Origin of the sequence: Kitasatospora sp. HPM-01-4, assembly GCF_051374625.1 — a bacterium.
Taxonomy (GTDB): Bacteria; Actinomycetota; Actinomycetes; order Streptomycetales; family Streptomycetaceae; genus Kitasatospora.
Genome location: NZ_JBPQGP010000005.1, coordinates 940,635 through 962,425, shown reverse-complemented (window position 1 = coordinate 962,425; position 21,791 = coordinate 940,635). Strand labels below are relative to the sequence as shown.

The 21,791-nt window shown below is 72.2% G+C and carries 16 protein-coding genes and 2 riboswitches; of the genes, 8 read left to right on the top strand and 8 right to left on the bottom strand.

Annotation, left to right across the window (positions count from 1 at the left end):
- Positions 1–19 precede the first annotated feature (19 nt).
- Positions 20–2,842 carry an SdrD B-like domain-containing protein gene (locus ACSMTC_RS03970; RefSeq protein ID WP_436558239.1) on the bottom strand — a complete coding sequence of 941 codons (2,823 nt, stop codon included), beginning with the start codon at positions 2,840–2,842 and terminating at the stop codon, positions 20–22.
- 438 nt (positions 2,843–3,280) lie between these two features.
- Here ACSMTC_RS03970 and ACSMTC_RS03965 point away from each other — a divergent pair, with 438 nt between their 5' ends.
- From ACSMTC_RS03965 to ACSMTC_RS03955, 3 genes are read left to right on the top strand one after another with little or no spacing between them, the layout of a single operon-like run.
- Positions 3,281–4,789, top strand: a complete 1,509-nt coding sequence (locus ACSMTC_RS03965; RefSeq protein ID WP_436558238.1) for an MmgE/PrpD family protein — start codon at positions 3,281–3,283, stop codon at positions 4,787–4,789.
- The gene (gene prpB / locus ACSMTC_RS03960; protein ID WP_436558237.1) at positions 4,789–5,694 is read left to right on the top strand and encodes a methylisocitrate lyase; all 906 of its coding nucleotides are present in this window, start codon (positions 4,789–4,791) and stop codon (positions 5,692–5,694) included. Before ACSMTC_RS03965 ends, prpB begins: the two co-directional genes overlap by 1 nt.
- An 18-nt stretch (positions 5,695–5,712) precedes the next feature.
- A complete protein-coding gene (locus ACSMTC_RS03955; RefSeq protein WP_436558236.1) occupies positions 5,713–6,849 on the top strand; it encodes a bifunctional 2-methylcitrate synthase/citrate synthase in 1,137 nt (378 codons plus the stop codon).
- Between the two features lie 28 nt (positions 6,850–6,877).
- On the opposite strand, the gene ACSMTC_RS03950 is transcribed toward ACSMTC_RS03955, so the two are convergent.
- The 7 genes from ACSMTC_RS03950 to ACSMTC_RS03920 form a co-directional block, all read right to left on the bottom strand.
- Entirely contained in the window at positions 6,878–8,338 is a 1,461-nt protein-coding gene (locus ACSMTC_RS03950; RefSeq protein ID WP_436558235.1) for a short-chain fatty acyl-CoA regulator family protein, read from the bottom strand.
- A 184-nt stretch (positions 8,339–8,522) separates the two neighbouring features.
- Entirely contained in the window at positions 8,523–10,838 is a 2,316-nt protein-coding gene (gene metE, locus ACSMTC_RS03945) for a 5-methyltetrahydropteroyltriglutamate--homocysteine S-methyltransferase (RefSeq protein WP_436558234.1), read from the bottom strand.
- A gap of 156 nt (positions 10,839–10,994) precedes the next feature.
- Positions 10,995–11,215: riboswitch (cobalamin riboswitch) on the bottom strand.
- A gap of 115 nt (positions 11,216–11,330) precedes the next feature.
- The gene (locus ACSMTC_RS03940) at positions 11,331–11,822 is read right to left on the bottom strand and encodes a hypothetical protein (protein ID WP_436558233.1); all 492 of its coding nucleotides are present in this window, start codon (positions 11,820–11,822) and stop codon (positions 11,331–11,333) included.
- 153 nt (positions 11,823–11,975) lie between these two features.
- Positions 11,976–13,049 (bottom strand): alpha/beta fold hydrolase, encoded by a 1,074-nt coding sequence (locus ACSMTC_RS03935; RefSeq protein ID WP_436558232.1) that lies wholly within the window; start codon positions 13,047–13,049, stop codon positions 11,976–11,978.
- A gap of 83 nt (positions 13,050–13,132) precedes the next feature.
- Entirely contained in the window at positions 13,133–14,242 is a 1,110-nt protein-coding gene (locus ACSMTC_RS03930; RefSeq protein WP_436558231.1) for a DUF1648 domain-containing protein, read from the bottom strand.
- Entirely contained in the window at positions 14,239–14,649 is a 411-nt protein-coding gene (locus ACSMTC_RS03925) for a GntR family transcriptional regulator (protein ID WP_436558230.1), read from the bottom strand. Before ACSMTC_RS03925 ends, ACSMTC_RS03930 begins: the two co-directional genes overlap by 4 nt.
- An 832-nt stretch (positions 14,650–15,481) precedes the next feature.
- Positions 15,482–15,607: a hypothetical protein gene (locus ACSMTC_RS03920; RefSeq protein WP_436558229.1), complete on the bottom strand. Its 126-nt coding sequence runs from the start codon at positions 15,605–15,607 to the stop codon at positions 15,482–15,484.
- Positions 15,608–15,797: 190 nt separating this feature from the next.
- Positions 15,798–15,991: riboswitch (cobalamin riboswitch) on the top strand.
- 208 nt (positions 15,992–16,199) lie between these two features.
- Here ACSMTC_RS03920 and ACSMTC_RS03915 point away from each other — a divergent pair.
- Genes ACSMTC_RS03915 through ACSMTC_RS03895 form a run of 5 tightly spaced genes read left to right on the top strand, consistent with a single transcriptional unit; the run spans position 16,200 to position 21,571 of the window.
- On the top strand, positions 16,200–17,699 hold the full coding sequence (locus tag ACSMTC_RS03915) for a CoA-acylating methylmalonate-semialdehyde dehydrogenase (protein ID WP_436558228.1): 1,500 nt from the start codon (positions 16,200–16,202) through the stop codon (positions 17,697–17,699).
- A complete protein-coding gene (locus tag ACSMTC_RS03910) occupies positions 17,696–18,844 on the top strand; it encodes an acyl-CoA dehydrogenase family protein (protein WP_436558227.1) in 1,149 nt (382 codons plus the stop codon). The genes ACSMTC_RS03915 and ACSMTC_RS03910 overlap by 4 nt, the downstream gene beginning before the upstream one ends.
- Positions 18,844–19,914 (top strand): enoyl-CoA hydratase/isomerase family protein, encoded by a 1,071-nt coding sequence (locus tag ACSMTC_RS03905; RefSeq protein WP_436558226.1) that lies wholly within the window; start codon positions 18,844–18,846, stop codon positions 19,912–19,914. Before ACSMTC_RS03910 ends, ACSMTC_RS03905 begins: the two co-directional genes overlap by 1 nt.
- The gene (gene mmsB, locus ACSMTC_RS03900; RefSeq protein ID WP_436558225.1) at positions 19,911–20,795 is read left to right on the top strand and encodes a 3-hydroxyisobutyrate dehydrogenase; all 885 of its coding nucleotides are present in this window, start codon (positions 19,911–19,913) and stop codon (positions 20,793–20,795) included. The genes ACSMTC_RS03905 and mmsB overlap by 4 nt, the downstream gene beginning before the upstream one ends.
- A complete protein-coding gene (locus tag ACSMTC_RS03895) occupies positions 20,792–21,571 on the top strand; it encodes an enoyl-CoA hydratase (RefSeq protein ID WP_436558224.1) in 780 nt (259 codons plus the stop codon). Before mmsB ends, ACSMTC_RS03895 begins: the two co-directional genes overlap by 4 nt.
- The last annotated feature ends 220 nt before the right edge of the window (positions 21,572–21,791 follow it).

The following is a 21,791-nucleotide window of genomic DNA, read 5'->3' as shown; positions in this document are numbered from 1 at the left end:
CGGCCGCCCCGCTCAGGGGCTACCGCTGCCGGGCCCCGCGCCTGCGCAGGAGCGTGATCAGCGTCGCGCCGAGGGCGGTGAGTACGGCGCCGCCGGCCAGGAGCGTCGGAACCGCTTGACCCCCGCCGGTGTACGCCAGGCGTGCGGCGGCCGGTGCGGGGCCAGGTGCGCTCGACGCGCTCGGAGTGCTCGGCGCGGCCGGTGTCGTCGGTGACGATGACGGTGCCGGCGGCGACGAGGACGGTGCCGGTGGCGACGAGGACGGCGACGGTGTGGGCGTCGGCGGGTGGCTGTGCGACGGCCAGTTGACCACCCTGATGCAGACTCCGCGATGGAGGTTGGCGAAGGTCAGCACCAGCGGGCCGAACACCCCTCCGTCCGGGACGGTGTAGCCCGGGGGCGGGCTGATCTCCTGCCAGTAGTACGTCCCCGGTGTGCCGGTGCGCTCGCAGACGCCGTCGTCCCCGGTCGTGCAGGGCTTGCCGACCGGCGTGTCCGGATTCGGCCCGGTGGTCTGCAAGCCGTCGGTGCCGTCGGTCTTCTTCCACAGCTGGAACTCCGCCCCCGCCAGCGGCCTGCCGTGCGGGTCGCGCTTGACCACGCGCAGCACACCCTTGTGATGCTTCTTGCAGTGGCGGAAGCCGAAGTCGTAGGTGTGGTTGTTCTCGCCCGGTCCGCCGGTGGTCAGTGCCCGCTCGGGGAACTTGGCGCCGGGCGGGACGATGCCCTTGGAGTTGATGAAGGGGTTGTCGCCGACGTCCGCGTCGGTGGGCACCCACTCGTACAGCGGGCCGCCTTCGGCGTAGTCGGCCGGGTTGTCGAGCCGGATCGTGTAGTTCGTCCTCGGCTTGAGGCCGCCGGTCACGTCGGAGTCGTCGAAGTAGTACTCACCACGGGCCGTCGTCTTCGTCGTGCCGACCAGTTTCCCCGACTCGTCGTACAGGTTGACGGTAGCGCCCGGGACCGGGCTCTGGCCCGGGTTCTGGATGCCCGTGCGCTCGGGGTCGTACCAGACCCGGTTGCCGATCTGCAGCGGGGCCTGGTCGCACAGCACCTCCAGGTCGCCCATCGAGGCGCCCTTGCCGAACGGGGCGATGGCCCCTGGCGGGTTGAGGCGCAGGCCGAACTTCGGGTCCTGCTTGCCGTCGCGCTGGACGAAGGCGGTGCCGTAGCCGAAGGCGGTGCTGTTCGGGTCGAAGCTGGAGACCGCGATGGTGTTCTCGACCCTGGAGAGCGCCATGCCCGCGTAGGCCGCGTTGTGGTGGACGCCCATCCGGCTGGTGTCGAAGAAGCGGGTGCCCCGGGGGGAGAGCCCGCAGCCGGTGTTGGTGTCCATCACGTACACCCCGCCCGCCAGGCACGCCTTGTTCAGGTCGCCGCCCGACAGGACTCTGGCAGTCGAGTCGGGGGTGGGGGAGGCCGGGGAGCGGTCGGCGAAGCGGTCACGGAAGGCCAGCAGCATGGAGCCGTCGGTCTCGAAGCCGATCTCGCCCAACTCCGGTTCGGGCTGGGCCAGATACGTCTGGCAGACCTGGCCGTTCTGCGAGGTGGGGAAGGTGTCGGTCCAGGGGAACCAGCCCGCGCCGCCGCACGGGTCCGAGCCGACGGTGGACTGGCGCGGGTAGTCCAGCGGCTGGTCCAGCACCGGCTTTTGGAACGCTCCGGTGCGGAGGTCGAAGGGCAGGACCACCGCACGCAGGTCCGACACCTTGCCGGTGGACTCGCCGGAGCACACCCCGCCGAGGTAACCGGTGCCGTCCCGCAGGCCGAGGCCGAAGGGGCGCCAGTCCCCGGCCGCCGGACAGCCCGGGTCCGGGATCGAACGGATGGACTTCGGCCTCGCGACGGTCGGCTTGGTGGCGTCGTAGCGGTACAGCTTGCGGTTGTTGAGGTTGACGACGAACAGGTCCCGGCCGTCATCGGTGATCTTGATGCCGCCCAGGCTCTCCCTGCCCGGCACGGTGAGGAAGGCGTCGTCGGTGCCCGGCCCGTGCGCGGTCGTCCCGGCGTCCGGGACGACGGTGAACAGTGTGGTCTTCTTCTGCGCGAGGTCGGTCACGTAGATGCCCCCGGCGCCGCCGGGGCCGTAGTCCGTGGTGCGCTTGGCCGCCGCCGAGGAGAACACCCGCCTGTCGGCCTTGTTCCAGGCGATGCCGAACAGCGTGCCGGTCTCCGCGTCGGTGGCGATGTTCGTGACGTTGACGTCCACGCCGTCCTGGCCGCGCGCGCTGTACGGGAAGGACACCAGCGTGCGCTGCGACCCGCCCTCGCGCGAGGCGGACTGACAGGTCGTCACCAGTGGGGCGTTCTTCTGGCAGTAGTCACCGGGGTTCCACAGCCCGGTGGTGTACGCCGCGTTCTTCCCGCCGGAGAGGTCGACGAACTCCTCGTTGCTGCTGAGCTGGTTGGGCGCGCCGTCCAGCCCCTGCCGCGAGGCGAAGGCCGGAAAGAGCACGCCCGGCTTCGGATTCACCACCTGGACCCGGTACTTGCCGCCGGTCGCCTTGCTCGTGGCCGGGGCCAGGGTCACCGTGCCGTCGGCCGCCGTGAGCCCTTCGATGCCGACCCCGGCGTCGTCGGTGAGCGTCACCTTGACGCCCGCGATGCCGGGTTCCAGCGCGGGCGTCCACACCCCGCTGGCGTCCACGGCCCGGATCACCCGGACCGTCACCGATCCGTCCCCCGCCTGGGAGTACGCTGCCGGCGCCGCCGCCAGCGAGCAACTGCCGATCCCCATGGCGAGCGCCGCGGCCAGGCCCACGCCGCGGCGGCCGAGCACACCCGGCCGCCGTCGATCCGGCACGCGCGCGGCGCCGCTCGATTCTTCATTCGTAGCTGTCATCCCCTGCTCTCATCGTTCAGAAGGGCCTGCGGCCCGACAGCGTGAGGGAGTACACAGAGATTGGTGGAGAACCACCTTGACAGCGAATCTTAAAGGGGATTTTCACAAGCCCGTGGCAGAATAGCCAGTTTGACCCCGGATGACCCTTGGCTCAACGATCCGTGCTCGAACGCAAGGGCAGGTTCGCGAAATGGCGTGCGATTACTCGCGGGATTGCGGTGATGCTGCCGCCGTCAAGTCGACGAAGTGAACTGTCATACCGATCTGAGCGGATGTCCGGACCAGACGCGCCTCCGTCGCCATTTCGCAGGATCCGCGAGTTCGCAGAGCGACCGTGTACGGATTCCGCAGATTGGCAGGCTGGCCCGTTCACCGACGGAGGGGCAGTCTTGATCACACAAGGCCCCAGAACACCCTCCGACGTTCCAGAGGAGTCCCGTGATCGAGCACCACGTCCGTGTCCATCCGAGCGCCGACCGGCTTCCGCGCGAGGAACAACTCGCCTGGAAACTCGCCCAGGTCGCCACCGGCACCGGGGAACTCGAACCCGCCGCGGCGGCCATGGCCGTCAACCGGGTCATCGACAACGCCGCCGTCGCCACCGCCTCGCTGCTGCGCCGCCCGGTCGCGGTCGCCCGCGCCCAGGCCCTGGCACACCCGCCGGCCGCCCCCGGCGCCTCGGTGTTCGGCGCCACCGCCCAGGTCTCACCCGAGTGGGCGGCCTGGGCCAATGGCACCGCCGTACGCGAACTGGACTTCCACGACACCTACCTGGCCGCCGACTACTCGCACCCCGGCGACAACATCCCGCCGCTGCTGGCCGTCGCCCAGCACACCGGCCGCACCGGCGCCGACCTGCTGCGCGGCATCATCGCCGGCTACGAGGTGCACATCGCCCTGGTCAAGGGCATCTGCCTGTACGCCCACCGGATCGACCACGTCGCCCACCTGAGCGCCGCCACCGCGTGCGGCCTCGGCGCGCTGCTGCGGCTGCCGACCGAGACCGTGTACCAGGCCGTCCAGCAGGCGGTGCACACCACGACGGCGACCCGGCAGTCCCGCAAGGGTGAGATCTCCAGCTGGAAGGCGTTCGCCCCCGCCTTCGCCGGCAAGGCCGCCATCGAGGCGGTCGACCGCGCCATGCGCGGCGAGAGCTCGCCGTCGCCGGTCTACGAGGGCGAGGACGGCTTCCTCGCCTGGCTGCTCGACGGACCGCGGTCCGACTACACCGTGCTGCTGCCGGACGGGAACGAGCCCCGGCGGGCGATCCTGGACACCTACACCAAGGAGCACTCCGCCGAGTACCAGGCCCAGGCGGTCATCGACCTGGCCCGCCGGCTGCGCGAGAAGACCGGGCCGCTGGCGAAGGTCCGCTCCATCGTCCTGCACACCAGCCATCACACCCATCACGTCATCGGCTCGGGGGCCAACGACCCGCAGAAGTACGACCCGCACGCCAGCCGCGAGACGCTCGACCACTCGGTGCCGTACATCTTCGCGGTCGCGCTGGAGGACGGCGGCTGGCACCACGAGCGGTCCTACGCCCCGGAACGCGCCCAGCGCCCGGCGACGGTCGAGCTGTGGCGGAAGATCAGCACGGTCGAGGACTCGGAGTGGACCCGCCGCTACCACGACCCGGACCCGGACCGCCGGGCCTTCGGCGGGCGCGCTGTGATCACCCTGGACGACGGCTCGGTGATCGAGGACGAGCTCACCGTCGCTGACGCCCACCCCGCCGGGGCCCGCCCGTTCGACCGCCCCGCCTACGCCGCCAAGTTCCGCACCCTTGCCGAACGTACCGTCAGCCCGGCCGCGCAGGACCGGTTCCTCGATGCCGCCGAGGGCCTGGCCGGGCTGCGCACCGAGGACCTGGACCGGCTCTTTCCGGAGGCCGACACCCGACTGGTGCGGGAGTACGACGCCAACCTGCCGAAGGGCCTGTTCTGATGCTGCACACCCGTACCACCGCCGCCCAGCGCCGCCGCGCACTGCGTGAACGGCTCGCCAGCGGGCGCCTGCTGGCTATGCCCGGCGCGCTCAACCCGCTCTCCGCGCGGCTGATCCAGGACCTCGGCTTCGAGGCCGCCTACCTGTCCGGGGCGGTGCTCGCCGCCGATCTCGGGCTGCCCGACATCGGGCTGACCACCGCGACCGAGGTCGCGGCGCGCGCCCAGCAGACCACCCGGGTCACCGACCTGCCCGTCCTGATCGACGCCGACACCGGCTTCGGCGAACCGATGAACGCCGCCCGCACCGTCCAGCTGATGGAGGACGCCGGCCTGGCGGGCCTGCACCTGGAGGACCAGGTCAACCCCAAGCGCTGCGGCCACCTCGACGGCAAGTCGGTCGTGCCGCGCGAGGAGATGACCCGCCGGCTGCGCGCCGCGGTCGACGCCCGCCGCGACCCGGACTTCCTGCTGATGGCCCGCACCGACGCCCGCGGCGTCGAGGGCCTGGCCGCGGCCATCGACCGTGCCAAGGCCTACGTGGACGCCGGCGCCGACGCGATCTTCCCCGAAGCACTCGCCGACGAAGCCGAGTTCGAGGCCTTCCGCAAGGCCGTCGACGTCCCGCTGCTGGCCAACATGACCGAGTTCGGCAAGGGGCCCCTGCTGGACGCCCGCACCCTGCAGGACCTCGGCTACGACATCGCCCTCTACCCCGTCACCCTGCTGCGCCTGGCCATGGGAGCCGTCGAGGACGGGCTGCGCACCCTCGCCGCCGACGGCACCCAGGCCGCCCTGCTGCCCCGCATGCAGCCCCGCTCCCGGCTCTACGAACTCCTCGGCTACCAGGAGTACTCGTCCTTCGACACGGCCGTCTTCGACTTCACCCTCCCGCCCGGCACCTGACGCACCGGAGGCACCACCATGTCCACCACCGGACCCGAGATCCACCGCGGACTCGCCGGTGTCGTCGTCGACACCACCGAGATCTCCACCGTCATCCAGGAGACCAACTCCCTCACCTACCGCGGCTATCCCGTGCAGGACCTCGCCGCCCACCGCTCCTTCGAGGAGGTCGCCTACCTGCTGTGGCACGGCGACCTGCCGAACGAGGCCGAGCTGCGCGAGTTCCGGGCCACGGAGCGCGCCCTGCGCCCGCTCGACCGCACCACCGCCGAGCTGCTCGCCAAGCTGCCCGAGACCTGCCACCCGATGGACGTACTGCGCACGGCCGTCAGCTTCTTCGGCGCCGAGGACCCCGCCGAGGACGACGGCCGGCCGGCCCCCAACCTCGCCAAGTCCCTGACCCTGCTGGCGAAACTGCCCACCGTAGTCGCGGCGGACCAGCGCCGCCGACGGGGGCTGGCCCCCATTCCGCCGGACCCGGAGCTCGGCTACGCCGAGAACTTCTTCCACATGTGCTTCGGCGCGGTGCCCGCTCCCGAGGTGGTGCGCTGCTTCGAGATCTCCCTGGTGCTGTACGCCGAGCACAGCTTCAACGCCTCCACCTTCACCGCCCGGGTGGTCACCTCCACCCTGTCCGACCTGTACAGCGCGGTCACCGCGGCGATCGGGGCACTGAAGGGCCCGCTGCACGGCGGCGCCAACGAGGCGGTGATGCACATGCTGGAGGAGATCGGCGACCCCGCCCGGGCCACGGACTGGCTCGACGAGGCGCTGGCCGCCAAGCGGAAGATCATGGGCTTCGGCCACCGCGTCTACAGGCACGGCGACTCCCGCGTCCCGATCATGCAGGACGCCCTCGACGGACTGGTGGCACGCGCCGCCGATCCCGGGACGGCCCGGTTGGCCGCCCTGCACACGGCGCTGCGCGAGGCCATGCTGGAGCGCAAGGGCATCCATCCCAACCTGGACTACCCGGCCGGCCTGGCCTACCACCTGATGGGCTTCGACACCCCGGTGTTCACCCCGATCTTCGTGATGAGCCGGATCACCGGGTGGACCGCCCACATCACCGAGCAACTCGCCCACAACGCGCTGATCCGGCCGATGGCCTCGTACGACGGCCCGGGGCAGCGGCCGGTGCCGGCCTCTCCGTAGCAGGACCGGCACCGGGCCGTCCGGCAGCTCAGCGCGGGTTTCCCGGTCGGGCCTCGCGCCCGTCGACGAGGACCGGGTAGGGCACCCTGGTGCGGCGGTCCGGGTTCACGACGAGCCGCCCGCCGGCCGGTGGGCGCGCTCGCTGGGCGCAGTCCGTGCGCTCGCAGATCCGGCAGCCCAGGCCGATGGGCGTGGCCGCCTGCCGGCCGTCGAGGGCGACGCCCTCGGCGTAGACGAGGCGGTGGGCGTGGCGGAGCTCGCAGCCGAGCGCGACGGCGAACTCGCTGCGTGGCGCACGGTGGCCGAAGCCGCCGTGCGTCACGGTGCGGGCGATCCAGAAGTACCGCTTCCCGTCCGGCATCTCGGCGACCTGGGTGAGGATCCGCCCGGGGGCGGAGAACGCCTCGTAGACCGTCCAGAGCGGGCAGGTGCCGCCGAGGCGGGAGAAGTGGAAGTCGGTCGCGGACTGCCGTTTGGAGATGTTGCCCGCCCGGTCGGCGCGCAGGAAGGAGAACGGCACGCCACGGTGCCCGGTCCGCTGCAGGGTGCTCAACCGGTGGCAGACCGTCTCGAAGCCGACGCCGAAGCGGGCCTGGAGGAGTTCGATGTCGTAGCGCAGCTCCTCGGCGGCGGCGTGGAAGGCGGTGTAGGGCATCAGCAGGGCTCCGGCGAAGTAGTTCGCGAGGCCGATCCTGGCCAGGTCCGCCGCCTGGGGGGAGGTGAGAGAGAGCTGGGCCGCGAAGACCAGCGCGTCGAGCAGCGGCCGGTGCTCCAGCAGGGCCAGCTGGGTGGCGAGCTGGAACGCCCGCTGGCCGTCGGTCAGCCACGGGGAGAGCCGGAGCGTGCCGCTCGCCGCCTCGAACCGCCGCATCTCGGCCCGCTGTTGGTCGGCATCGACCACCCGCACCCCGTGCCGCTCACCGAGTCTGGTCACCAGTGCGGCGGCGATGCGGCCGGCCGTGGTCGCCGCGAGGCAGGACGCGGTGCGTTCGGCCTCCTCGTCCAGGGCGGCTATGTGGTTGTGGTGCGCGTAGAAGAAGTCCCGTACCTCGTCGTGGGGTTCGGCCGTACCCAGTGCCGCGTGGCCACCGGGAGCGCCGAGATCGGCGACCCTGGCGGCCGCCTCCCGATAGCTGCGGTGCAGCGTGATCAGCGCCCTGGCGACGTCGGGATGGTCGCGGCTCACCTCCGCGATCTCCTGGGCCGCGACAGGGGATCCGCATGCCTCGTCGGCGAGGGCGGCGCGCAGGTCGGTGGCGAGCCGTTCCTCGTCGGCCTCGGAGAAGAACTCCGGGTCCACACCGAACACTTCGGTGATCCGCAGCAGCACGGCGGCGGTGAGCGGGCGCTGACTGTGCTCGATCTGGTTGAGATAGCTGGTCGAGATGGACAGCTCCTGCGCCAGCTCGACCTGGTTCATACCGTGCTCGCGGCGCAGCCGGCGCAGTTTGGCGTGGGCGAAGATCTTGCGCCCGGCGGGACGTGCCATGGTGCGACGCACCCCTCTTCTCTTCCCCGGATGGTTGCGAAGGTACCACCGAAGCGGATTCGCAGAATTCGCGGATATGGCGCCGTGAGTGTCGGAAATCCGCAGGTGCGCGCGGGGAGGACGCGAGTGCGAGGGGCGGGCACCGACCTGGTCCCGTGCCCGCCCCTCGGCCCTGCGCGCCGAATCAGCCCGCGAGTTCTTCCCGCAGCCGGCGGGCGGCGCCCACCAGGCTGTCCAGCGAAGCGCGGGTCTCACTCCAGCCGCGGGTCTTCAGACCGCAGTCGGGGTTGACCCACAGGCGCTCGGCCGGGATCGCCGCGAGCCCGGCACGCAGCAGTTCCACGGCCTCGTCCGTGCTCGGAACGCGCGGTGAGTGGATGTCCCAGACGCCCGGGCCGACCTCGCGGGGGTACCCGGTCCCGGCGAGCTCGCCGGCCACCTGCATGTGCGAGCGGGTGGCCTCCAGGGAGATGACGTCCGCGTCGAGCTCGTCGATCGCCGTCATGATCGCGCCGAACTCGGCGTAGCACATGTGGGTGTGGATCTGGGTGTCGGCGCGGACGCCGGAGGTGGCGAGCCGGAACGCCTCGGTGGCCCAGGCCAGGTAGGCGGGGCGGCCGGCGGCGCGCAGCGGCAGGGTCTCGCGCAGGGCCGGCTCGTCCACCTGGATGACGGCGGCGCCGGCGGCCTCCAGGTCGGTGACCTCGTCGCGCAGGGCGAGGGCCACCTGGCGGGCGGTCTCGGCGAGCGGCTGGTCGTCGCGGACGAATGACCAGGCGAGCATGGTGACCGGACCGGTGAGCATGCCCTTCACCGGACGGTCGGTCAGGCTCTGCGCGTAGCGGAACCAGTCGACCGTCATCGGGTGCGGACGGGAGATGTCGCCGGCCAGCACCGGCGGGCGTACGTAGCGGGTTCCGTAGGACTGCACCCAGCCGTGCCGGGTGGCCAGGTAGCCGGTCAGCTGCTCGGCGAAGTACTGGACCATGTCGTTGCGTTCGGGCTCGCCGTGCACCAGCACGTCCAGCCCGGCCTTCTCCTGGAAGGCGATCACCTCGCGCACCTCGGCCTCGATCCGCCCCCGGTAGGCGGTCCGGTCGATCCGACCAGCCGTCAGGTCTGCCCTCGCGAGCCGGAGTTCGGTCGTCTGCGGGAAGGAGCCGATGGTGGTGGTCGGCAGCAGCGGAAGCCCGAGGCGGGCGCGCTGGGCCTCGGTGCGAACGGCGTAGGGCTGGGAGCGGCGGGCGTCGTCCCCGGTGACGGCGGCGGTGCGGGCGCGCACGGCCGGGTCGTGGGTGATCGGCGAGTTGGCGCGGGAGGCCAGGTCGGCCCGGTTGGCGGCCAGGTCGCTGGCGATCGCCCCGGTGCCCTCGCGCAGGGCGCGGGCCAGCAGCGCGGTCTCCGTCGCCTTCTGGCGGGCGAAGGCGAGCCAGCGGGCGATCTGCGGGGCGAGGTCGCGCTCGGCGGTGGCGTCCAGCGGCACGTGCAGCAGCGAGCAGGACGGCGCGACGTCGACATGGCCGGCCAGGCCGAGCAGGGTCGCCAGGGTGGCGAGCGAGGCCTCCAGGTTGTTGATCCAGATGTTGCGGCCGTCGATCACCCCGGCGATCAGGCGCTTGCCGGGCAGCCCGCCGGCCGCGGCGAGGTCGTCCAGGTTGCCGGCGGCGGGGCCGGTGAAGTCCAGCGCGAGGCCGTCGATCGGGGCCTTGGCCAGCACCGGCAGCGCCTCGCCGAGGCGGTCGAAGTAGCTTGCGACGAGCAGCTTCGGCCGGCCGGTGAGGGCGCCGAGCTCGCGGTAGGCGCGGGCGGCGGCGTTCAGCTCGGCCGGGGTGCGGTCCTGCACCAGGGCGGGCTCGTCGAGCTGCACCCATTCGGCCCCGGCGGCGCGCAGGGCGGCGATCAGCTCGGCGTAGACCGGGAGCAGCCGGTCGAGCAGGGTGAGTGGCTGGAAGTCGGCGGCCACCCCGGGCGCCGGCTTGGCGAGCAGCAGGTAGCTGACCGGGCCGACCAGTACCGGGCGGGCGGCGTGGCCGAGGGCGAGCGCCTCGCGCAGCTCGCCGACCTGCTTGCCCGGGTCCGCCGTGAAGGCGGTGTCGGGACCGAGTTCGGGTACCAGGTAGTGGTAGTTGGTGTCGAACCACTTGGTCATCTCCAGCGGCGCGACGTCCTGGGTGCCGCGGGCCATGGCGAAGTAGCCGTCGAGCGGATCGGCGTCGACCGCCGCCCGGTGCCGCTCGGGGATCGCGCCGACGGCGACGGTGGTGTCGAGCACGTGGTCGTAGAGCGAGAAGTCGCCGGTGGGGACCTCCTGGACGCCGGCCTCGGCGAGCTGCGCCCAGTTCTCCCGGCGCAGGTCGGCGGCGGTGGCCCGCAGGGCGGCCGAGGTGACGGTGCCCTTCCAGTACCCCTCGATGGCCTTCTTCAGTTCCCGGTTGCGGCCCTGCCGCGGGTAGCCGTGCGCGGTGGCCCGGGTGGCCACGGCTGCGGACTTCGCTGTCAAGGGACTCTCCTTCGCGAGTCTTTCTCCTCAAGTGCCCGGCGACGGCACGGGAGCGCGAAGGGGTGACGAACCGGACGGACACCCGCACGCGCGCGGCCCCGCCTGGTATGTACGCCGACCCGCCCTCGTGGTCACCGGGACAGCCGCCCGCGATCGGTCGCGCGCGGGCAGCGGGCAGGTCTTCGGACTCGCGGGCACGGCCGCCCGGGAAAGGCGGTCACCTACTGGCCGTCGCTTCCCGGACCCGGATGGGCCCAGTGCGTATGACGGCGGTCGTTCCCACTCACCGCTGCGGGGCAGTCCCGGATTCCCACCGGGTTCCCTCTTACGACGCGCCTACCTGGCGGGCAGGGCGAACCAGCTGCCCGACCAGCTTAGAGCGGAACCGCCGACGGGGAGAACACCGAATCCCCGCAGTCCACTTGCTGAGACGGCATCAGGACCGGTCCCACTTCGGTCAGGCCCGCTGGGGTGAGCCGCTCCTCGGGGAGCTCACCCCAGGCGTGCCTTGAACTTGTCCCTCCAGCGCCGGAGACAGGAGATCGCCAGCCCGACGGTGTTGACGGAGTCCCGGATCTGGTCGCGGGCCTGGTGCCGGCCGACGCGCTCGCTGAGGTGGTCGCGGACTTCGGCGACCAGGTCACCGACCAGGACGAGGACGGTGGCCGTCGTGACCTCCCTGCCGGTCACCGAGGTGATCTCCCAGTGGGCTTCGACGCCCAGTTCCGCCAGGAGGACCAGCAGTATCAGAGCGGCCCAGATGGCCGTCTTCTCCAGGAACGCGACCAGGTTGACGTTCTTCAGCCGCATCGCCAGGCCGGTGCTGGCCAGGAGGACCACACCGGCGGCGATGGCCAGGACCCGCCAAGACTGGTGGGCCATGTCCAGCCCCAGAGCCAGGAGCACCAGGACCCACGCCGTGCCCTGGATCAGTGCACGCTCGGTGTACGCAGGTGCCACGACCTGCTCGTCGACCTGTGCCATGCCATCCCCCTCCGACCGCATGATGAGTGCCCTCGACAGCTGAACGTCGAGCGTCTCGGTATCGCAGCCGCGGTCGGCGTTAGAGGGTTGTCAATCCGGTCGGCAGCACACCGGCGCGCGCCGGTATCGCCACACCCCGGGGCGGCGAGGAGGTCAACGCTTCCAGGGCCGGGCGAACTCGTGCAGTGCCGCGACGGCGGCCGGGGCGAGCATCCGGTCGTTGACCGGGGTGCCGGACGGGTGGAGGTAGTGGTCGAGGCCGTCCAGGGTGCGCAGCCCGGGACCGGTGGTGTGCGCCTGGTCCAGCGCGGCGAGCAGCGGAGGTGTGGTGGCGCAGGGCACGTTGTGGTCGGCGGTGCCGCACATGACGGTCACCCTGGTGCCGGGGCGCAGCCCGCGGGCGGCGTCGGGCGGGTAGACGGCGTCGTCGCTGCGTACGAAACGGGCGTTGTTCGGGCCGAACAGCGCGTTCAGCAGCGTGGCGAGCGGCGGCAGCAGGCTGCTGGTGTCCGCGGGGCGGCCGGCCCGGAAGTCCGCGATCGCGGCGGCGACGCCTGCCTTGTCGGCCTGGGCGACCGCCTCGGTGAACTGGCCGGCTGCCGCGCCCTCGTCGAGCAGGGCATCGAGCTGGAAGCCGAGCAGGTCCAGGAAGCGTTCGTCCTGCGGTGCGACCAGGGCCAGTCCGGCGGGTGCGGGCCGTACGGTGCGTGCGAGCAGGAGCGCCTGCATTCCGCCCTCGCTGTGACCCAGGATCAGCAGGGCGTGCGGGTCCGCTTCCGGCTGCGCGCCCAGGGTGGCGTAGGCCGCCGCGGCCTGGCGGGTGAAGGCCGCCAGGTCGACCCGGCCGGGGTCGCCCTGGTAGGCACCGGCGCCGGTCCGGCCGGTGAAGTACTTGTCGAAGCGCAGCGTCATGACGCCGTCGTCGCCGAGGGTGTCCGCGAACAGCGCGAGGGTGCCCGGTGTGATCGAGGGCGGCTGGTCGCCGTCGCGGTCCGTGGTCCCGCTGCCGGGCAGCAGCAGGGCGGCCGCCAGTCGGTGGCCGGCCCGGTGGGCGGGCACGTGCACGGTGCCGTACGCGGTGGTGCCGTCCACGGTGAACCGCACCTCGCGGTCGGCTGCGGGGACCACCGCCGCGTTCTGCCCGGCGGCGCTCGCGGCCGGGGCGGCTAATCCCGCCGCCGCGGTCGCGGCCACCAGTGCAGCGGTTGCCCGGATGCGCCAACGCATGTCTGTCTCCTTGGAGTTGGGGTTCGGGTTCGGGGGTTGGGAGTGAGTTCGGATCAGAGGCCGGATCCGCGTTCGCGTGGCCGTCAACGGCCGATCAGCTGCATCACCAGGATGAACCCGATGAACACGCCGAACGGCAGCAGGCTGCGCGGGTTGCCGAAGTTGACGGTCCAGCCGATGCCGAACCGCTTGGCGACGAAGACCGCCGGGTCCTGGCGGTTGACGTAGACCAGGCCACCGCAGCGCCAGTACCGGTCGTCGTCCCGGTGGACCACGCCGGTCCCGGTATCCTCCGCGTCCTGCTCGCCCTCCGGCACCGGCAGCCGGCTGCCGTTCTGGCCGGTGCGGATCGCGACCGCGAGGACGGCGACCAGGCCGGCCCCGGTCGGCGCCAGCACGGGCAGTGGTGCGAAGGTCCTGTCGCCGTCCCAGACCTGCCAGGCCGCGAGCAGGACCGTCAGGTCGGCACAGGCCGTCAGTACCAGCAGCGCCGCCGCGAGACGCACGATGTACCGGCGGTGCCGGGCCGCGCTCGCGGCCGGCCCGGCCGGGTCGAGGTCCGCACGGGAGCGGAAGACCTGCCAGGTCACCAGTACCAGCAGAGCGGTGAGCGCGAGTTGCACGAAGACGGGCGTGAACGCGGTGCCGACGGACTTCGCGGCGTACCGGTCGACCGCCCCGCCGTCCCCGTAGTGCATCGGCAACTGGTCGGGCATCGACGGGTAGCGGACGGCGGCCGCCACCGCGGTGGCCGCGAGGACGGCCACCGACGGGACGGCCCACGGCCACGGGAACCGCTCCGGGCGGGTGCGCAGCGAGGTGTCCGCGACCACGGCCTGGCGCAGTCCGGCGTACCAGTCCTCGCGCCGCTTGACGGCCTGGATCGCACGCCGGGCACGGAGATACCCGGCCCCGGCCACCGCGAGGACCGCGAGCGAGGCGAGGGCGGACAGCGGCGTGCGCGGAGAGGCGAGCGCGAGCAGCACTTCGGCCCCGACCAGAACCCCGCCGGCCCCGCCCACCCACCAGCGGTAGGCGCGACGCTGTTCCGCCACCACCGGGGCGTCCACCCGGTCGGGCGGGGTCCGCACGCCGAAGGGGAGGGTCGGCCCGGTGAGGGACGGCATCAGCCACGCCGTCAGCAGGACGACGGAGGATATGACCACTTGAACCACTGCTGCTCCGGTCGTCATGCCGGTCCTCCCTGGCCTTGTCGGTCCACGCCGAACGACCCGATCGTCTGCTCGCACGCCGCCAGTAGGGCCGCCCGCTCCGCCCCCTGCGCGACGGCCTCGGCGAGCAGCGTCCGCAGGCGGGCCGACCACTCCTCGACGAAGCCGGGCGGTGGCGGCCCGGAGCCCGCGTCGCGCTGCACGACCGCACCGCTCTTGCGGTTCAGCCGCAGCAGGCCCTCCTGACGCAGCAGGTCGTACGCCTTGTTGACGGTGTGGAAGTTGATGCCGAGGTCGCCTGCCAGCTGCCGTGTCGAAGGCAGGGCGCTCCCCTCGACCAGATCCCCGGCGGCGACGGCCTCGACGACCTGGTTCCTGATCTGCTGGTAGATCGGGACGTCGCTGCTCAGGTCGATGCTCAGGATCACACGGCCTCCCGCCGGGTATATCTGCTCTATTACTTATAGAACAGACCATCAGACGACGGCAAGTGAACCACCGGCCTTCCGGTCGTGACCTCCGGGGCTGAGCACCGTTGAACCACCACCGCCGGGGTCGGCGGGAACGGACCCTGCCCCTGAGAGGGGACACATGACACACGCCCCACCGGAGTTGTGTCTTCCCACTCCGGACTTGCTGGCCGATCCCTTCACCGGGTACGGCCGGGTGCGCGAGCAGGGCCCGGTCGCCCTGGCAGGCTTCCCGACGGCTCCACGGTCTGGATCGTCACCCGGCACCAGGACGTCCGGGACCTGCTGCGCGACCCCAGGTTCGTCAACTCTCCAGAATCGGTCGCCGGTTACTCGGGCCCGGATCTGAAGGCCGCGCGTATGGAGGCGATGGGCCTGCCCTCCCGCGTCCACCGGTACTTCTCGGACACCCTCCTGGACATGGATCGGCCCAGGCACGCTCGCATGCGGGGGCTGGTGGCGCGGGCGTTCACCGCGCGGCGTGTGGACGGCCTGCGGCCCCGTATCGAGGGCATCGCCGAACGCCTGCTGGAGGATCTTCGCGTCCAGGCCGGCGAGTCGCGGACCGTCGACCTCATCGCGCACTTCGCCTATCCGCTGCCGATGGCCGTGGTGTGCGAACTGATCGGCGTGCCCGAAGCCGGCCGTCCCCTGTGGCGTGCCTGGAGCGCCCAGTTGCCGGCGCGCGATGCCGCTGGGCTGCGTCGGTCGTCTCCTGAGCTGATCGACCACGTCCACGGCCTACGTGGTCCTCAGTCCGCCCCGGCCGGTAGCGGGCCAGGTCGAGCTGCTAGGGGGCGCGGTACCGGCGGGGGTCGCGGTTGGCCGCGTCGTCGATCAGCGGCGCGGCGGCTTCGGCGACGATCTGCTGGGTGCCCTCGGGCGGGTCAGGGACTCTGACGGCGCGCGGCGGCACCCCGGTGCTGCCCTCCGTTCTATCGACACAGAGCGCCGAAGAGCGGTCCGTACGACCGATTAGGCCCGTTCGAGGGATGGGCACCGGGTGGTGTCGGAAGGTGCGCGGTGCGCTGGAGCGCCGGGCGCCCGGGAATTGAGCAGGTCTGTGAGGGAACGCTCGCGCGGGGCGGCGCCACCCCTGGACTTACTAGGACGTCCAACTATATGGTCGTGGCAGGTCCGCGGTGTCAGGGAAGCCGGTGTGAGTCCGGCACGGTCCCGCCACTGTGACCGGGGAGCTCGTCCTCGCAGGAGTCACGGCCACTGGCAGCCAGCCGGGAAGGCCCGAGGGCGGGTGGTGATCCGGGAGTCAGGATACCGGCCGCGGATGGTTCGTGTTTTCCACGAGGATGGAGACGACACGCATGACTCCGGGCCGCCCGCTGTTCGCCGACCCTGGCTGTGCTGTGCCGAAAACCCTTGGTGCACACCGCTCCTGAGGGTATGTCAGCCTGAACCGCCGAGCCGGTCCGCGGCCGCACCACCGTGCGCCGGGCCGTCGGCGGTGCTCTCCATTCCTCCTCTCCCACCCCTGTCGAGAGAAGGAACCGATGGTCCGAGAACTGAGCCACTTCGTCGCCGGAAAGCGGATCCCCGGCGCCTCCGGGCGCTTCGGCGACGTCTACGACCCCAACACCGGTCGGGTGCAGGCCCGGGTGCCGCTCGCGAGCCGTGCCGAGGTCGAGGCCGCGATCGCCGATGCCGAGCAGGCCCAGCCCGGCTGGGCCGCCTGGAACCCGCAGCGCCGTGCCCGGGTGCTGCTGCGCTTCCTGCAACTGGTCGAGGAGCAGAGGGAGGAGATCGCCCGGCTGCTCTCCGCCGAGCACGGCAAGACCATCGCCGACGCCCATGGTGACCTGCAACGCGGCCTGGAGGTGGTCGAGTTCGCCGCCGGGATCCCGCATCTGCTCAAGGGCGAGTTCAGCGACAACGCCGGTACCGGCGTCGACGTGTACTCGATGCGCCAGCCGCTGGGCGTGGTCGCGGGCATCACCCCGTTCAACTTCCCGGCGATGATCCCGCTCTGGAAGGCGGCCCCCGCGCTGGCCTGCGGCAACGCCTTCATCCTCAAGCCCTCCGAGCGCGACCCCTCGGTGCCGCTGCGGCTGGCCGAGCTCTTCCTGGAGGCCGGGCTGCCGCCGGGGGTGCTCAACGTCGTCAACGGTGACAAGGAGGCCGTCGACACCCTGCTGGAGGATCCGCGGGTCCAGGCGCTCGGGTTCGTCGGCTCCACCCCGGTCGCCCAGTACGTCTACGCCACCGCGGCCGCGCACGGCAAGCGCGCGCAGTGCTTCGGCGGGGCCAAGAACCACATGATCATCATGCCGGACGCCGACCTCGACCAGGCCGCCGACGCTCTGATCGGCGCCGGGTACGGGTCGGCCGGCGAGCGCTGCATGGCGATCTCGGTGGCCGTCCCGGTGGGTGAGGAGACCGCCGACGCCCTGGTGGCGAAACTGACCGAGCGGATCGCGGCACTGAAGGTCGGCCGCTCGGACGACCCGGCCGCCGACTTCGGCCCGCTGGTCACCCGGGAGGCACTGGACCGGGTCCGCGACCACATCGAGCTCGGGGTCCAGGAGGGCGCCGAACTCCTGGTCGACGGCCGGGACTTCCGGCTGGAAGGCCACGAGGACGGCTACTTCCTCGGCGCGTCGCTGTTCGACCGGGTCACCCCCGGCATGCGGATCCACCGCGAGGAGATCTTCGGCCCGGTGCTCTGCGTGGTGCGCGCCGCGGACTACGAGGAAGCCCTGCGCCTGCCCAGCGAGCACGAGTTCGGCAACGGTGTGGCCATCTTCACCCGGGACGGCGACACCGCGCGCGACTTCACCCGCCGGGTGAACACCGGCATGGTCGGAGTGAACGTGCCGATCCCGGTGCCGATCGCCTACCACACCTTCGGCGGCTGGAAGCGCTCGGGATTCGGCGACCTGAACCAGCACGGCCCGGACTCGATCCGCTTCTACACCCGCACCCGGACCGTCACCTCGCGCTGGCCCTCGGGGGTCAAGGAGGGCGCGAGCTTCACCATCCCCACGATGGAGTGAGCACCGTGCACGACCTGACGAACGATCAACTCGCCATCGCACAGACCACGCGGGCCTTCGCCGACGAGTACCTGGCTCCGCACGCGGTGGAGTGGGACCAGTCCAAGTACTTCCCGGTCGACGTGCTGCGCAAGGCGGCGGAGGTCGGCCTGGGCGGCGTGTACGTCCGCGAGGGCGTCGGCGGCTCCGAACTCACCCGCCTGGACGGCGTCGTGGCGTTCGAGGCGCTCGCCACCGGCTGCCCGTCGATCGCGGCCTACCTGTCCATCCACAACATGGTCGCCTGGATGATCGACCGGAACGGCACCGACGGGCAGCGTGCGCGGTGGCTGCCGCGACTCTGCTCGGCGGAGTACCTCGGCAGCTACTGCCTGACCGAACCGGGTGCCGGCTCCGACGCCGCCGCGATCACCACCCGTGCCGTACGCGACGGTGACCACTGGGTCCTGCGGGGAGTCAAGCAGTTCATCTCGGGGGCCGGCTCCTCGCAGGTCTACGTGGTGATGGCGCGCACCGGCGGCCCCGGCTCGGAGGGGATCTCCGCCTTCGTGGTGGAGCACGGCGATGCGGGCCTGTCCTTCGGGCCGAACGAGCGGAAGATGGGCTGGAACGCCCAACCCACCCGGCAGGTACTGCTGGACGGCGTGCGGCTGCCCGCCGACCGGCTGCTCGGAGCGGAGGGAGACGGCTTCCGGATCGCCATGGGCGGGCTCAACGGCGGCCGCCTCGGCATCGCCGCCTGCTCGCTCGGCGGCGCCCAGAGCGCACTGGAGCGCACCACGGCCTACCTCGCCCAACGCGAGGCGTTCGGCGCCCCGTTGAGCAACGCCCAGGCCCTGCAGTTCCGGCTGGCCGACATGGCCACCGAGCTGGAGGCGGCCCGAGGCCTGGTGTGGCGGGCCGCCGCCGCGCTGGACCGCGGCGACGCCCGAGCGCCGGAACTGTGCGCCATGGCCAAGCGCTACGCCACGGACACCGGCTTCGCCGTGGCCGACCAGGCCCTCCAACTGCACGGCGGCTACGGCTACCTGGCCGAGTACGGCATCGAGAAGATCGTCCGCGACCTGCGGGTGCACCAGATCCTGGAAGGGACCAACGAGATCATGCGCGTCATCGTCGCCCGCGGCCTGACCGGAGCCGCCTGATGAGTACCGGGACCGACGACGTCGTCCTCGAACGGAACGGCCGGCTGGCCCGGATCGTCCTGAACCGGCCGAAGGCGCTCAACGCCCTCACCCACGCGATGGTGCTGCGGATCTCCGAGGCACTGGACTCCTGGGAGCACGACGACGGTGTGGCGACGGTGGTGATCACCGGCGCCGGTGAGCGCGGCCTGTGCGCGGGCGGCGACATCGTCGCCATCCACCGGGCCGCCACCGGCGGGGACCCCCGTGCCGCCGAGGAGTTCTGGCGTGACGAGTACCGGCTGAACGCCCGGATCGCCCGCTACCCCAAGCCGTACGTCGCGGTGATGGACGGCATCGTCATGGGTGGCGGTGTGGGCGTCTCCGCCCACGGCAGCGTCCGGATCGTCACCGAACGCACCAGGATCGCCATGCCGGAGACCGGCATCGGCTTCGTCCCCGACGTCGGCGGCACCTACCTGCTCGGCCTGGCGCCCGGCGAACTCGGCACCCACCTCGCCCTCACCGCCGGATCCGTCGGCGCGGGTGACGCCCTGCTCTGCGGCCTGGCAGACCACTTCGTCCCCGCCGACCGGATCCAGGCGCTGCTGGACGACCTCGCCGAGCTGGGCGTCCACCACGCGCTCGCCCGGCACGTCGCGGACCCGCCGCCCGCACCGCTCGACGGCCGGCGCGCCTGGATCGACGCGTGCTACGACGCGCCCACCGCCGAGGAGATCGTCGAGCGGCTGCTGGCCGTCGGTGACCCGGCCGCCAAGGAGGCGGCCGACCGGATCACCGCCAACTCGCCGACCGCGGTGAAGGTCACGCTGGCCGCCCTGCGCCGGGCCCGCAGGCTCGGCCCGCTGGAGGCGGTGCTCGACCAGGAGTACCGCACCTCCTGCGCCGCCCTCTCCACGGCCGATCTGGCCGAGGGAATCCGCGCGCAGGTGATCGACAAGGACCGCAACCCGCGCTGGGCCCCCGCGGGCCTCGCGGACGTCGCCGACCGCGAGGTCGAGCGGCACTTCGCCCCGCTGGGCGAGCAGGAGCTCGGCCTCGCCGCCACGACACCCATGGAGCGCTGGTGACCGCCACGATCGGATTCGTCGGACTGGGCAACATGGGCGGCCCGATGGCCGCCAACCTCGTGAAGGCCGGACACCGGGTCACCGGCTACGACCTCTCGGCCCCGGCCCGGGACCGGGCCGCCGGCCAGGGGGTGGCGACGGCGGCCTCGGCGGCCGAGGCCGTCACCGGAGCCGATCTGGTGATCACCATGCTGCCGACCGGGCGGCACGTCCTGGAGGCGTACGAGGAGTTGACCGCGGCCGCGGCCGGGGCGCTGTTCGTCGACTGCTCCACCATCGCCGTCGGTGACGCCCGGGTCGCGGGCGACCTGGCGCGGGTCGCGGGGCACCGCGCCGTCGACGCCCCGGTCTCCGGAGGCGTGGCCGGAGCCGAGGCCGCCAGCCTGACCTTCATGGTCGGCGCCGACGAGGCCGACTTCACCGCGGTGGAGCCGGTGCTCTCGGCGATGGGCCGCAGGGTGGTGCACTGCGGGCCGTCCGGGGCCGGGCAGGCCGCGAAGATCTGCAACAACATGATCCTCGGCATTTCCATGATCGCCGTCAGCGAGGCCTTCGTGCTCGGGGAGAGCCTCGGGCTGAGCCACCAGGCGCTGTTCGACGTCGCCGCCACCGCCTCCGGGCAGTGCTGGGCCCTCACCAGCAACTGCCCGGTGCCCGGCCCCGTGCCGACCAGCCCCGCCAACCGCGACTACCGCCCCGGGTTCGCGGCCGCCCTGATGGCCAAGGACCTGGGGCTGGCCGTGGACGCGGCCACCGCCACCGCCGTCCCGGCCGAACTCGGCCGGAAGGCCGCCGAGTTGTACGCCTCGTTCGCCCAGGGCACGGGCGCCGGGCTGGACTTCTCGGCCATCATCACCACCCTGGGAGAGCAGAGCGCATGACCGACACCTATGAGACCGTCCGGGTCGAGCGCCGGGACCGGGTGGGCCTGATCACCCTGGACCGTCCGAAGGCGCTGAACGCGCTCAACACCCGGCTGATGAACGAAGTGGTCGCGGCCGCCCAGGAGTTCGACCGGGATCCGGCCGTCGGCGCCATGGTGATCACCGGCTCCGAGAAGGCCTTCGCCGCCGGCGCCGACATCAAGGAGATGCAGTCGCTCACCTTCGTCGACGCCTACCTCGGTGACTGGTTCGCCGCCTGGGACCGCTTCGGCGCGCTGCGCAAGCCCGTGGTCGCGGCCGTGGCCGGCTACGCGCTCGGCGGCGGCTGCGAGCTGGCGATGCTCTGCGACGTGCTGCTGGCCGCCGACACCGCGCGGTTCGGCCAGCCGGAGATCAAGCTCGGCGTGATCCCCGGGATCGGCGGCTCGCAGCGGCTCACCCGGGCGATCGGCAAGGCCAAGGCGATGGAACTCTGCCTGACCGGTCGGATGATGGACGCCGAGGAGGCCGAGCGGGCCGGTCTGGTCTCCCGGATCGTGCTGGCCGCCGACCTCCTCGACGAGGCCCTGGCGGTGGCCGGCACGATCGCCGCGATGTCCGCCCCGGCGGCGATCATGATGAAGGAGAGCGTCAACCGGGCCTTCGAGACCACCCTCGCCGAGGGCGTCCGCTTCGAGCGCCGGCTCTTCCACGCCACCTTCGCCACCGCCGACCAGAAGGAGGGGATGACGGCCTTCGCCGAGAAGCGGCCGCCGAACTTCCGGCACCGGTGAACCCGCTGCGGGGCGGCCGGCGTCATGGGACCGGTCCACGGGTGCGGCGGGCCGGCCGGCGGGTCCACCCGCCCTCCTGCGGCCGCCCCCCCCGCGTCCGCACCGGCCCACGGCACGAGGGTGTCGCCACGGCCATGGGACCTTGGACCCTCGGACGAAGGTCCCGGAGCCTCTCGTGACGTCCCCCGGCCTGGGGCATCGTGGAAGCGACACACTGTGG